Source organism: Glutamicibacter sp. MNS18 (assembly GCF_026107515.2).
Taxonomy (GTDB): domain Bacteria; phylum Actinomycetota; class Actinomycetes; order Actinomycetales; family Micrococcaceae; genus Glutamicibacter.
Genome location: NZ_JAPCHW010000005.1, coordinates 207,871 through 221,205, shown reverse-complemented (window position 1 = coordinate 221,205; position 13,335 = coordinate 207,871). Strand labels below are relative to the sequence as shown.

The 13,335-nt window shown below is 60.1% G+C and carries 13 protein-coding genes; 3 read left to right on the top strand and 10 right to left on the bottom strand.

Annotated elements, in window-relative coordinates; genetic code table 11:
• Positions 1 to 36: 36 nt before the first annotated feature.
• Entirely contained in the window at positions 37 to 678 is a 642-nt protein-coding gene (locus OK351_RS08800) for an ABC transporter permease (RefSeq protein WP_265157973.1), read from the bottom strand.
• Positions 679 to 892: 214 nt separating this feature from the next.
• On the opposite strand from OK351_RS08800, the gene OK351_RS08795 reads away from it, so the two are divergent.
• From OK351_RS08795 to OK351_RS08785, 3 genes are all read left to right on the top strand, one after another.
• A complete protein-coding gene (locus OK351_RS08795) occupies positions 893 to 1,744 on the top strand; it encodes a fumarylacetoacetate hydrolase family protein (RefSeq protein ID WP_265157971.1) in 852 nt (283 codons plus the stop codon).
• A 25-nt stretch (positions 1,745 to 1,769) separates the two neighbouring features.
• The gene (gene rraA / locus OK351_RS08790; RefSeq protein WP_265157969.1) at positions 1,770 to 2,252 is read left to right on the top strand and encodes a ribonuclease E activity regulator RraA; all 483 of its coding nucleotides are present in this window, start codon (positions 1,770 to 1,772) and stop codon (positions 2,250 to 2,252) included.
• A 102-nt stretch (positions 2,253 to 2,354) separates the two neighbouring features.
• The gene (locus tag OK351_RS08785; protein ID WP_265157967.1) at positions 2,355 to 3,836 is read left to right on the top strand and encodes an alanine/glycine:cation symporter family protein; all 1,482 of its coding nucleotides are present in this window, start codon (positions 2,355 to 2,357) and stop codon (positions 3,834 to 3,836) included.
• A 180-nt stretch (positions 3,837 to 4,016) separates the two neighbouring features.
• Here the strand turns inward: OK351_RS08785 and OK351_RS08780 are convergent, their stop codons facing one another.
• The 9 genes from OK351_RS08780 to OK351_RS08740 form a co-directional block, all read right to left on the bottom strand.
• On the bottom strand, positions 4,017 to 5,471 hold the full coding sequence (locus OK351_RS08780) for an HNH endonuclease (RefSeq protein ID WP_265157966.1): 1,455 nt from the start codon (positions 5,469 to 5,471) through the stop codon (positions 4,017 to 4,019).
• 93 nt (positions 5,472 to 5,564) lie between these two features.
• A complete protein-coding gene (locus OK351_RS08775; RefSeq protein WP_265157965.1) occupies positions 5,565 to 6,410 on the bottom strand; it encodes an HpcH/HpaI aldolase/citrate lyase family protein in 846 nt (281 codons plus the stop codon).
• A 225-nt stretch (positions 6,411 to 6,635) separates the two neighbouring features.
• The gene (locus tag OK351_RS08770; RefSeq protein WP_265157964.1) at positions 6,636 to 7,064 is read right to left on the bottom strand and encodes a hypothetical protein; all 429 of its coding nucleotides are present in this window, start codon (positions 7,062 to 7,064) and stop codon (positions 6,636 to 6,638) included.
• Positions 7,065 to 7,167: 103 nt separating this feature from the next.
• The gene (locus OK351_RS08765; RefSeq protein ID WP_265157963.1) at positions 7,168 to 7,599 is read right to left on the bottom strand and encodes a DUF4262 domain-containing protein; all 432 of its coding nucleotides are present in this window, start codon (positions 7,597 to 7,599) and stop codon (positions 7,168 to 7,170) included.
• Between the two features lie 222 nt (positions 7,600 to 7,821).
• On the bottom strand, positions 7,822 to 8,997 hold the full coding sequence (locus OK351_RS08760; protein ID WP_265157962.1) for an NAD(P)-dependent malic enzyme: 1,176 nt from the start codon (positions 8,995 to 8,997) through the stop codon (positions 7,822 to 7,824).
• Between the two features lie 362 nt (positions 8,998 to 9,359).
• Positions 9,360 to 10,958: a sulfatase family protein gene (locus tag OK351_RS08755; protein ID WP_265157961.1), complete on the bottom strand. Its 1,599-nt coding sequence runs from the start codon at positions 10,956 to 10,958 to the stop codon at positions 9,360 to 9,362.
• Positions 10,955 to 11,764, bottom strand: a complete 810-nt coding sequence (locus OK351_RS08750; RefSeq protein ID WP_265157960.1) for an ABC transporter ATP-binding protein — start codon at positions 11,762 to 11,764, stop codon at positions 10,955 to 10,957. Before OK351_RS08750 ends, OK351_RS08755 begins: the two co-directional genes overlap by 4 nt.
• A gap of 8 nt (positions 11,765 to 11,772) precedes the next feature.
• Positions 11,773 to 12,549 (bottom strand): ABC transporter permease, encoded by a 777-nt coding sequence (locus OK351_RS08745; protein WP_265157959.1) that lies wholly within the window; start codon positions 12,547 to 12,549, stop codon positions 11,773 to 11,775.
• Positions 12,546 to 13,307, bottom strand: a complete 762-nt coding sequence (locus tag OK351_RS08740; RefSeq protein ID WP_265157958.1) for an ABC transporter permease — start codon at positions 13,305 to 13,307, stop codon at positions 12,546 to 12,548. Before OK351_RS08740 ends, OK351_RS08745 begins: the two co-directional genes overlap by 4 nt.
• Positions 13,308 to 13,335 lie beyond the last annotated feature (28 nt).

Here is a 13,335-nt window from a genome sequence, read left to right as displayed (position 1 = left end):
GATGCCCCGGTGACATTGTTTTCAGAATTGTTGTTTTCAGACACGGATACCTCGCGGTGTTGTCAGCCGGCCAATGCCGATCAGGATCAAATCAAGAATCAGGGCCAGGATGACCACTCCCACAACGCCGACAATCACGGACTCCAGGGAGTTGGCCCCGCCCAACCGGGATAGGCCCGAGAAGATCATGCCGCCCAGGCCAGGTCCCAGCGAGTAGGCTGCGATCGCAGCCACCCCCATGACCATCTGGGCGGCGATGCGGATGCCGGTCAGGATGACCGGCCACGCCATCGGCAGCTCCACCTTGAACAATGTCGGAAGCCGGCCCATGCCGATACCGCGCGCCGATTCAACCAATGTGGGCTCGATATTGTGTAGCCCGACGATGGCATTGCGCAGGATCGGCAGCGCGGCGAAGAACGTCACCACAATGACCGCCGGGGTCACGCCGAACCCCACCGGGACGATCAGCAAACCGATCAGGGCGAAGGAAGGAATGGTCAAGCCGATCGCGCTCACTCCGTTGGCCAGACCGTACATGGTTTTACTGCGGTAGACCAGAATCGCCAGGAAAACCGCGATGATCGTGGCCAGGATCAGGCACTGGACAACCAGTGAAAAGTGTTGCCACGAGGCAAATAGTATTTGGCGATATCGCTCGCCAACGAATTCTCCCACATCAAGACCTACTTCACTTCAGTTACGAATCACGTCTGCACAGGCCTCGTCAACACCTGTCCACAGATTCGTAGCTTAGCGAGCTTCATCCGGCCATTCCACCTTCTTGGCAGGTTTTCATTGAATGACTAGGGGATAACTGTTTCCGATTAGGCTAAATTGGCTACACGTCATCAACTAGCGTGCGCCGGGTCACTGGTAGTGTGATGGTGCTATGAAACTTGCAACCCTGCGCACCCCGGATTCCTCCACTATAACCACCGCCGCAGTTCTCGACACCGACGGCGCCTATCCGATCAGCGCGGTACCCGATGTGCTGGCCTTGCTACGTCTGGATCCTGCCGAACGACAGGATCGGATCGCGCAAGCCATGGCCGGCTCCCCGCTGCCGTCGGACTCCCTGGACTACGCCACAGTGATCCCAAACCCGGGCAAGGTCTTGTGCATCGGGCTGAACTACCGCAACCACATTGCCGAGGTGAAGTTGGAGGAGCCGAAGTATCCGACGATCTTCGCAAAGTTCGCCTCCTCGCTCACCGGCCCGAACGACAGCATTGAGATCCCCACGGAGGACCACCGTATCGACTACGAGGGGGAACTGGCCGTGGTCATCGGCACCGCGGGGCGTCGTATCGCACCCGAAGACGCAGCGGCCCATATCGCCGGCTACGCGGTTTCCAACGACATTTCCATGCGCGGCTACCAGGGACGCACCTCTGAATGGCTGCAGGGCAAGTGCTGGGATGCGTCCACCCCTGTTGGACCCTGGTTGGTGACCCCGGACGAATTCGTCGACGGTGCCCGAATCACCACCAAGGTCAACGGCCAGGTAGTCCAGGACGACTCGACCAATGACCTGGTCTTCTCGGTCACCGAGCTGGTTTCCTACATCTCGGCGATGACCGAACTGCAACCCGGGGACATCATCCTGACTGGCACCCCAGCCGGAGTGGCCGTCTCGCGCAAGGACGAGAACGGACGGCGCCCATGGCTGAAGGAAGGCGACATCCTGGAAACCAGCATCGAGGGACTAGGCACCAGCCGATTGACCTTCCACAACCAGTAACCACCCAACGAGCAAGGAGCTTCCCATGTCCCAGGCGCCTGATTTCACCACCTGCGACCTGTACGACACCGACGAAAACCTGCAGTCGGTGAGCACCCAGCTACGCAATTTCGGAGCACAGAAGAAATTCGCCGGCCGGATCCGCACCCTGCGCTGCTATCAGGACAACTCGGTACTCAAACAGATCGTCGCCACCCCCGGTGAAGGACAGGTGCTGGTCGTTGACGGAGGCGGCTCACTGGACGCCGCACTACTGGGTGACATGGTCGCCAAGACGGCTGCGGAGAACGGCTGGGCGGGCCTGGTGATCTTCGGAGCGGTGCGCGATAGCGTCGAACTGGCCACGGTGAATCTGGGCATCAAGGCTTTGGGGACAAACCCGCGAAAGACCCAGAAACTCGACTCCGGCTCACCCGACGTTGAGCTGCGCTTCGGCTCAGTGACCTTCCGGCCCGGGATGATGCTCCATAGCGATGAAGACGGAATTCTGGTGGAATCCGCAGGCTGACCGTACCAAATGCAATATAACCGGCAGGGATGGGCTAATCTTTCTCTGTGACACAAAGCACGTCACACTCATCACATATGCACACTCGGAGGATCTCACAACATGGACTCCCTTTCGACGCTTTTCGGGGATATCTCATCGGTTATCTGGGGGCCGTTCGTCCTCATTCCGTTACTACTGGGCACGGGGTTGTACCTGACCATCCGGCTCGGCCTGATCCAGCTGTTCAAGCTCGGCCCGGCACTGCGTCTTGGACTTATCAAACGCAAGGACGCAGACAGCGAAGGTGATGTTTCCCAGTTCCAGGCGCTGACCACCGCTCTGGCCGCTACGGTCGGCACCGGCAACATCGTCGGTGTGGCCACCGCCATCGGCATCGGCGGGCCAGGCGCCCTGTTCTGGATGTGGGTGACCGGCATCTTCGGCATGGCGTCCAAGTACACCGAGGCCTATCTGGGTGTCCGATTCCGTGGCACGGACGCAGCCGGTGAGAAATCAGGCGGTCCGCAGTATTACCTGGAACGTGGCATCAAGGGCCCGTTCGGTAAACTCTTGGCCCTGTTCTTCGCCATTGCCGCGGCCATAGCCAGCTTCGGTATCGGAAATATGACCCAGGCCAACGCGATTTCGGCGAACCTGGAGAACTCCTTCCATGTGCCGTTGTGGCTGACCGGCGTGATATTGACCGTGCTCTCACTGTCCGTCTTGGTCGGCGGCATCAAGTCCATCGGCCGCGTCACCGCCGGGTTCGTTCCCGTGATGATCATCTTCTACGTCGGCGCCGCCCTGTACATTCTCATGGCGAATGTGGGCCAGATTCCTGCGGCCTTCGCCACGATCTTCACCGATGCCTTCACCGGCACCTCGGCCGTCGGCGGATTCGCCGGATCCGCGATCATCATCGCCGTCCAGTTCGGTGTGGCCCGCGGCATCTTCTCGAACGAGTCGGGCATGGGTTCAGCGGCTATCGCGGCAGCGGCTGCGCAGACCACCCACCCGGTCCGTCAGGGTCTGGTCTCGATGACCCAGACCTTCATCGACACCATCATCGTGGTTACCTGCACCGGTCTAGTCATTATCACCACCGGTACCTGGAATCTGATCGACGAACGGTCCGGCGAGCAGGTTTCGGCAGCCCTGATGACAGGACAAGCCTTTACCCACGGGCTACCAGGTGAATGGGGCCATTGGATCGTCACCCTCGGCTTGGTCATGTTCGCATTCTCCACCATCCTTGGCTGGTGCTACTACGGCGAACGCAATATTGAGCGGCTGTTCGGTCGCAAGCTGGTCATGCCCTTCCGCGTGGTCTTCTCGCTGGTCGTGTTCGTCGGAGCAACCACCGAGCTGGAAGCCGTTTGGAACTTCTCGGATATGATGAACGGGCTGATGGCCCTGCCGAACTTGATCGGCTTGTTGATCCTTTCCGGAATGGTAGCCCGTGAGACCCGCTGGTACCTGAAAAACGATCCAAAGCTGGAAGCCAACAAGGTCCAGATCGAAAACTTCATGAAGGATCGTCCAGGCTGGGCCGAATGGAAAGCCGGGGATGTCGTCGGTTCGGCACACCGTCGTCGCGAGTAACATCCTCCTCCAATAGTTGAAGCCGGCCTCGTTGGGGCCGGCTTCAACTTTTAACTCGGCGGGGCAGATTCAGGCTCTTCCCCCAACTGTCATGGGGCAGAACAGAATGCCCCAGAGCCGACCTCGTGACCGCTTTCGCAGTGCGTCCCATGCAGGGACCGCATAGGCGTGTTGGGCTGCCTACGGGTCGGGACCGCAGCGAGGGCTGTCCTGTTGCAACGAATGCTTGAAACCCTGCACCCATTTAGACTGGTGCATCAATTGCGGAAAGGTGCGGTGCACCGCACCGGTAGCAGGTGGGGCCTTGGAGACGTAGGATAACGTCGTCAACGGGGATATTCGAATGGCATGCGGTCCCTTGAGGGCAACCACTTCAACCCATCCTGGCGATTCCTTAGCCTTGTTACAGCTCGGACATCGGCCAGCTGCGTTCTCAACGTCGGTAGGTCCACCCAGGTAATGCTGCACAACATGATCGATCTCATCCACAAGCCCATTGCAGAAGGGCGTACGGCAGTGACGGTCGCGGATCCGGACAAAACGACGCAACCCGTCCGGAAAAACCCTGGATTTGGAGTCCATGGCGACCAATTCAGTGTCTCCTGGCGCGGTGTAAATCCGTTGAAGCTCCGGGAAGGTCTCAAGGCGCTTGATATAGTCCTCCAGCGGCGGGCCTTCCAAATCCTGAAAGTTCTGTGCGGTATCGATTGAATCTCCTGCTACCAATTCACGTGCGAACTGGGAAGGAACAAACCCGTACCCCTCCAGATAGGCAGGCTCCCGCTCACCGACAAAGAGGGTCTTGTCCGTCATGATCAGACCGACATTGAGTTTCAGCGGCATTTTCTCGGGCTGACCGGCCAGCATGTACGTTGTCAGCAGGTCAGCCTTGATCTGCTCACGAGTGCGCGAATCACCGGATTTCACAATGCGGAAGGACTCCTGCCGTAGGTGCATCTGCATCGCGGTCCCTGCAATGACCGGCAGACGGCCGGAAATATGAATGCAGTTTTCACCACGACGGAACTTAACGTAGCGGCCTTCCTCGGCTTTCTTCGTCTTCTTGCACTGCTCATCGCTGGCGTATTTGAGTGTAAAACACTGAACTGTTTCACTGATTTGCTTGGTTCCTTGGGATTCGAACATGTCAGGGTTCTGCGAGAAGAGCCGATCGAACTCCTGGCGCTGCTCAGCATTGACGTCCCGCAGCGGACCGAGGATCGCCATAGCTTGCGATTCAGTGAGTTCCCCAAGGGCAAAGCGTTCGGCCAGATACGGGGTATCCTCGGCCAGGATACGACACTTGACCAAGTAGCTGCGGAAACCATCAGGTGAACGTCGACGCGACAGCGCAACCAGCGAGGCAGCCCCGCGCGTGGAGTCATTGAGGTTAATGCCGAGATACTCGTTGTGGCGAACAACTTCTTTTTCCAGTTGATGGGAGAGCATCGCTTGATGGAATCGATAGCTGGCTTCCAACGCATCAAGTTCTTCAATGGCCTGAGCACACTCTTCCTTGCTGCCGTGGTTTTCGATCCACGCCAGCTTCCCTTCCAAGGAGGCGACCAGGTCTCGTGATTCCTGGTGCAGCGACTCAATGGTTGAGCGGTGTCGTTGCGCCATTGCTTCGAGCATACTCCCATTATACCGTAGATAATCGAATATATCTTCGATAAAATTGGAAAAGAAGATCCCGACCCATCGGGTCGGGACGATCCTTATACGATACTAGGCATTCCACAGGCCGTAGGAATCGGCCAGATCCGCGATCTTCTGGGCACGAGCCAGACGCGGCAGGTACGAACCGTCACCCACTGAAGCGCCGGCAGCATGTGCTTCGAGAAGTTCCATGGCCCACGTCAATTCATCGGTGCTTGGAGCCAGCGCCGCATTGATTCCGTCCACATGGTCGCTACTCAGCGAAAGCTTTCCCGTCATGCCCATCGAGGCGGTCACGCGGGTTTCACTGGCCACGATCTCGGATGTCGCACCGGCTGGCGGTGGGCCGTCAATCGCGCCAGGCAACTTGCCCACGCGGGAAGCCACGACGAGCTTGCCGCGGGCATAAGCCAACGCAATGGGATCATCGGAAACACCGGTATCCTTGCGAAAGTCGTTGACTCCGAATGCCAGACGGAAGGTTCCCGGAGCTGAGGCGATGGCCGTAGCGTTCTCGATACCCAGAGCCGATTCCACCAGTGCCAGCACTGGAGTGCCTGCACGCAGGCGCATCGCACTGAGGGTCACTTGTTCGGGTTTTTCGGTCATCGCTAGCATGATGCCGCGCAGACCTGGTGCCTCGGATAGCGCGGCCAAGTCATCGGCCCAATATTCCGTGTCAATCCCGTTGACCCGAACCCAGGCAGTCATTCCAGTCGATAACGCGTTCACCACTGCATCTCGCGCCTGGCTCTTCTGGTCATCGGGAACTGCCGCTTCCATGTCGAAAATCACCGAGTCTGCCTCGGAGGCCAGGGATGGCCCGAAGGCTTCGGGCGTGGCGGCGTTAACCAGCAACCACGAACGGGACAATTTTGCGGGAAGCGCGGCGGCGCGACGATTACGGAATGCCATACCTCTACAGTACTCACTCGCCGCGACCGGCTTCCAGCACAGGTGTTTGTGTTGCGGCCTCGGTTTCGCTATTTTCCTTTGAAGGGCTTGACTCCGGCTTATAACGGGAGCGCTTTACCATGCCGGTCCACCTGCAGAGAAGAACGAAGGTGCGGTGGCGGAGGCGCACGTGGCCGTGTGGTGGATGGAACAGGCAGGACCCCGGCATCTCCGGCGGGTTCGTCGTTATCCTATGACGTATTCAGGCGCCTCGTTCTGGGGGTCGGTGTCATCCGGGCACCAAACTTCCAGCAGGGTAATCTCCGGTCCATATCGTTTAGCCGCTTCGGGCGCGAAGCGGCAAGCTTCACCGATTTCCTCAAAGTTCAAGGTTGAACCGTACCAACGGATGTTCATTCCATGTCCGAGAACCAACTGGTGGTACATGACATCGTGGGCCAGATGGTGCATGAACTTGTAGACCAGTGGGGCTTCAGCCCCCTGCATTGTCAGTTCCGGATGCCCAATCGAGCTCAAACCGATTGTGTAGCAGCGGCAAAAGGATGACTGAGGATCTTGGATGATCAAGGGGAAATATCCATTCCGCTGTATGTTGATATCAATCCCGAATTTCAGGTCGGCGTCGGACAGCCCGCCGATAAACACTGGCTCCATCGTGACAACTCCCTTTCCTTTGGCGTTGGGACGGTCGTTCCTTGGATAAGGGTGGCTGGGAACGACCCTGGCCCGTGGTTCGCGACATGGCCGCAAGTCTGGTTTACACCGCGCCGGCAACCCTGTCCCGGTGTCCCTTGCAGGCATGTTGCACCAGGTCACGATCCACCAGATGGATCTCGAGCACCCTCAGCGCTGCAGCGTACCGGCGATAGGCCACCACTGCTTGTTTGCCCGCCCCGTTCTTGGATACGAAGTACAGCCACTGACCGCCCTTCCAATCGGCGGTGTGCCCGTGGGCATACCGGGCACCGCGTAATACATCGCGGGCCAGGCCATCGAGCATCATCATGGTGTCTTCCTGGCAGACACCGCGCACCAAGAATTCGGGCTGCCCTATTTTCGTGAGCCCAACCGTATAGCCGATTACCCGCTTCGGGTTGGGGTCCTGGACGCAGATCACCGAGAATCCATGCTCCGCGATATGGCCATTGATTCGCCGCTCCACCTCGGCTGCACTTTTTCCTTCGCACATCAGACACATGCTGAACACTCCTTAGGATGGTCCTGGTTGGAAGTCCTCCCAGTGTTCAGCCTTTGGCTTGCCGGTGGGCAGTGGATTGCGAAATTGTGGATAAGTATTTCCCGGCCTCCGCCGGTTCCTGTTGCACAACGCGCGAAGCCGACAGGTGGCCAGTCGATACTGGCTACCTGTCGGCTCCGTGCGAGGCAGGAGTTCCTGCCTGGGGTATATTCCCTACTTGGCGTTCTCTGCGACCGCTGCCACCGCTGCGCAGACCGCAGGCATCACACGCTCATCCAGGGCGGAAGGAATGATGTAGTCGGCGTCGAGGTCTTCTCCCACCAGGTCGGCGATGGCGTGGGCAGCCACGACCTTCATTTCCTCGGTGATCTTCTTCGCTCCGGAGTCCAAGGCACCACGGAAGATGCCCGGGAATGCCAACACGTTGTTGATCTGGTTCGGGAAGTCGGAACGCCCGGTTGCAACCACGGCGGCGTACTTCCTGGCGTCATCCGGCATGATCTCCGGGGTCGGGTTGGACAGCGCGAAGATGATGGCATCCTTGTTCATCTTGGCCACGGCGGCCTCGTCGAACTTCGAGGAGGACAGGCCCACTACGACGTCGGCACCGTCCAGCGCCTCAGCCAGCCCGCCCATGACATCGTCATTGTTGGTGATGGCGGCCAGCTCGGCCTTGGATGCGTTCAAGTCGTCACGTTCGCGGTGGATGGTGCCCCGCGAGTCCAACACGATGACATCGGCCACGCCGGCCTGCAACAGCAGCTTGGTCACGGCCACGCCAGCGGAACCGGCACCGGAAACGACCACCTTAAGCGAGGACAGCTCGCGCTTGGTGTAACGAACGGCGCCGATCAATGCGGCCAGCACGACCACTGCGGTACCGTGCTGGTCATCGTGCATGACCGGAATATCCAGGGCCTCGATCAGGCGACGCTCGATCTCGAAGCAGCGTGGGGCGGAGATGTCCTCCAGGTTCACCGCACCGAAGCTCGGGCGCAGGCGGATGACGGTGTCGACGATCTCGTCGACATTCTTGGTGTCCAGAACCAGCGGGATCGAGTCCAGTCCGGCGAATTCCTTGAACAGTGCGCTCTTGCCTTCCATCACCGGCAACGAGGCAGCCGCGCCGATGTCGCCCAGGCCGAGCACTGCCGAGCCGTCGGAAACCACGGCCACCAGTCGGGAAGCCCAGGTGTGGGAATCGTGCTTGGCCGGATCGTCGGCGATGGCCTGGGAAACCTTGGCCACACCCGGGGTGTAGGCGATCGACAGGTCGCGCTTGGTGCGCAGTGGCATCTGGGAGATGACGCTGAGTTTGCCGCCGAGATGGGCGTCGAAAACCTCTGCATCGGTGATCTTGGAAAGGTCCTGGGTGGAGTCAACAGACATTAGACTTCTACTTCCTTCAGAAAGTGCTGAATACGGCATAACGCATTGCCCACGAAACTTGTGGCATAGCGAAGGGAACGCGTAAAACCAAGCATCGGGCCGCGTTTATGCAAAGCGAGCCAGAATCGGGCTCGAACTTCACTTCACAAACACACATAACAACAACGCCGCCGCCAGGTAAGGAGATCAGTCACGTCACTGCGTGCCGCAATGATGGTTGGTCAGTACTTTCTTTAGACCTTGGTTTCCACCATACGGGAACCATTCACCGCATGACAACTCCCGCTTGCCGCATCAGGTCATGTTTCGCGCCGCCGAGGTCCTGTCCACCGGGAACTCGACGGCGCGCTGCATCTACGCGGTCAGGCTGCGGCCGTTGGACGAGATCGGGAGGCCGCGAGGTTGACCAGCTGTTGGTTCATCGCCGATTCAAGTCGCTGGCGTAATGCGGCGCCGCAGGGATCTTCGGCAAGGTTTTCCAGCTCATCCGGGTCACTTCGGTGGTCGTAGAGCTCGTAGGTGCCTGCGCCCATATAGTGGGTCAGTCTTCCCTCCCTGGTGATGACAGTGCGCATCCGCACCGGCGCGGGAAGCCCGGGCAATGAGAATGGCTGATCTTCCTCGACCAACAATGCGCTGGCTCCTGGGCCGGTGCCCAGCATGCCTTCGTGGACCAGGCTTCTGCCCTGGACACCGCGGAAGGCTTGCACATTGGCCAGCTCCATGAGCGTGGGCGCCAGATCGGCGCTGGAAACCAGTTCGCTACTTCGGCGCTGCCCGTCCTGGCCTGGAAGGTGGATCATGAGCGGAACCCTGGTAACCGCCCGGTAGTGCACGAAGTGCTTGAGCATCAAACCGTGGTCCCCGAAAAGATCCCCGTGGTCCGAGGTGAATAGCACAATCGTTTCCTGGTCCTGTCCGGTCTGCTCCAGGGCATCGAGCACCAGCCCGATTTGCTCGTCCATGAACTCGATGAGCCCGTACTGGGCGGCAGCAGCAGCACGGTACTGCTCCTCGGTAACCGCAAAGGTCATCGTTGGGTCCTGGTTGGGCACTCCCCGCCGGTCGATCATTCGCCGGATGTGTTCCGGGGATTTGGTGTGGTCCTGGTCAAACCCGATCGGCAAACCCAGTTGCTGCGGATCGTAGCGTCGGGCATACTCGCGCGGCGGGGCAAAAGGGTGGTGCGGATCAGGAAAGGAGACGAACATGAAAAAGGGTTCCTCCACCGAGCTGTGTGCATGCACGGCTTCCACCGCTTTTTCCCCGATGTACCGTGTCGGGTGGGCTTGGGCCGGGATCGCGGAGGTATAGACCTGCTCCCAACTGTCCAGCACGTCCGTTCCTGCCTGGACTCCACCCAGCTCCCGGGGATCGATCCCCTGCTCCCGTGCCCAATGCGGCCAGTGGCCGCCGGGGGCATCCCCATGACCGATCACCAGGTCAACGTGCTGGTAACCGTAGTAGTCTTCTGGCATCGGCAGATAGCCTGCCTCGTGTCTCTCGCGGTTCTCCCACTGGTCCCAGCCCGGGTGCCGGTTGTGCACTTCGGCATCCGGTACAGCTGGATCCAATAGCTGCGGGTCAGTGGCCAGGATCTGCTCACGCTGTTCCGGTTCGTAATCCCAACCCATATTCTGATGGTGGAGCTTGCCGATGGCCTGGGTCCGGTACCCGCAGGTCCCCAGCTGCCGCACGAAGGTGGAGGCGTTGGGGTCCAGCGGAATTCCGTTGTATTGGGTGCCGTGTGCGCTGGGCCAGCGCCCGGTGAGCAGGCTGGCGCGATTCGGCATGCACGTCGGATTCGCCACATGAGCATGATCATAGACAGTACTCCGGGCTGCCAACCGGTCCAGATGCGGGGTGCGCACCTCTTGGTTTCCGTAGGCCCCAAGATGGTCGGCGCGCAGCTGGTCTGCGATGAAAACCAGGATATTGGGACGTTTGGGTGTCTGGCTCATGCCTGGGCCTGTCGGATCAGGGAGAGCACCTTGGTGCGCTGGGCAGAGAACTCCGGCAAGGCTCGGGTGTCTATCTGGTTGCGTGGGGAAGGCAGAACGACATCCATGACCTCAAGGACCCTCGCGGGCTTGTGGCCGATCGCCACGATCCGGTCCGACAGATACACCGCCTCGTCGATGTCGTGGGTAACCAACAGGATCGTCATGCCCAACTCGTCACGGATCTTGAGGCATAAATCCTCCAGTTCGAATCGGGTCTGCGCATCTACGGAGGCGAAAGGCTCGTCCATGATCAGGATCTCCGGCCGATAGGCGAGGGCACGGGCGATGGCCGCGCGCTGTTGCATGCCCCCGGACAACTGCCAGGGGTACCGCTTGGCAGCGTGGCTGAGGCCTACTTCTCCAAGGGCATCCTCGACCCTGCTGCGCATTTCCCGAGCCGGAAGCCGCAGGTGACGTAGCGGCAGCTGGAGGTTCTTCTCCACGGTCAACCACGGCATCAGGGAGCGTGAATAGTCCTGGAAGACCAGGGCCATCTCGGCGGGCGGGCCGCTGACCTTGCGCCCATCAATTGCCATGGTCCCGCCGCTGGAAGGTTGCAGGCCGGCTAGGCACTTGAGAAGGGTGGTCTTGCCCACCCCTGAAGGACCGACAATACAGACCAGTTCCCCGGCGTGGACCGAGAACGTCAAATCCTCGATGACTTCCACCGCTTTCGGGCCGCTGCCATAGGTCTTGGCCAACGACTGGACCAGAAGCCGCGGTGTGTTGCCAGGGGACACGTCGTTCGTGGTGTGAGTTTCCATGGTGGCGTTCACGATACCTTCTCCATTTTCTTGGATCCGATGTACCAGGACAGGACCCGGTTCTTGATGAGGTCAAAGAGCAGATTGCTCAGGAAGCCGATCAGCCCCAGCAGCAAGATGCCGGCCCACATGTCTGCGGCCATGAAGGTCTGCTGGGCCAGCAGAGTCATGGCTCCGATACCCTGCGCGGTGCCCATCATTTCCGAGGCGATCATCACGATGAACGCCACCAGCAGGCTCACCTGCATTCCCGCTGCGATCTGGGGGCCGGCCGACGGCAGGTAAACCGACAGCAGCCTGTCGCGCTTGGACAGCTGGTATACCGTGCAGACATCCTTCAGCCCGGAGTCGACGGCCCTGATCCCGTCAATGGTGGCGATCATCGTCGGGAAGACCGCGGCGATCATGATCGAGGAAATGCGCATTTCGTTGCCGAAACCAACCAGGGTAATCAGGATCGGGACCAAGGCGACGGGTGGAATACCGCGCAGCAGGTGCAGGCTGGGTTCGAACATGGCCCGCAGCAGCGGCACCGTGGCCAGGACGAAACCGAGGGCTACCCCCAGCACCACCGCGCTCACGAATCCCACCACCAGGTTGCCCAGACTCGGAAGAATGTCGCTGGTGAAGTGCTCGAATAGCCACAGATCCGCGAATCGGGAAAGGATCTGCCGCAAGGGCGGGAAGAAGGCGTTGGTTGAGGAACTCGAGGTCCCGTACCACACGACGACCAGCAGCAGCGGGGTGGCTACCGCCAGCGCCAGGTTGAACGCATGACGTTTCATTTTTCCACCTTCCGGAATGCCGGATGCCAATGCAGCACCCGCCGTTCAATGGCCGCGGTGAGGTTTTGCGCAGCCAGCCCCAGGACGCCCAGCACCAGGACCAGTGCGTACACCCCGGGATAGTCGCCGGCTGCCTGGGCCCGGTAGATCGCGCTACCCAGTCCGGGAGCCCCACCGAGTAGCCCGGCCACCACCACGATAATCAGCGCGGCGGGGGCACCGATGCGTACTGACGTGCCGATATAGGAAGCTGCCGAGGGCAGGGTGATCCGCCAGAGGCGTTCCATCCGCCCCATCCCGAAGGAACGGGCGGTGTTCATCGCCACCGGATCGGTGTCGTTCACCCCGGCAATGACCTGAATTGTCGTGGAGAGCACCGTCCCTATCATCACCAGTACCAGGGCCATGGTGTTGGTTGGCCCCCAGATCATCACGCATAGCGGCAGCACAACAATCGGCGGGATGGGCTTGAGGAACTCGGTGACCGCCCGGGTGGCGTAGAAGACCGATTCGATGGTGCCGATCAGCATCCCGAGCAGCACACCGGCAACCAGCGAGATCGCCAGACCCAGTACCGCCAACCAGATGGTCTGAGCTGTGGCGATCCAGAAGCCCGGGTCGCCCATCAACGTGGCCAGTTTGCCACCTGTGGCACCAAGGGTAGGCAGGCCCGGTCCAAATACTCCGTTGACGGCAGTCAGTTGCCAGCAAGCCAGGAGTATTCCTGCCCCGGCCGCCCTCAGGGCGATCCTGGCCACCGGGGAATCGTAGTCCCTTGCGCGACGC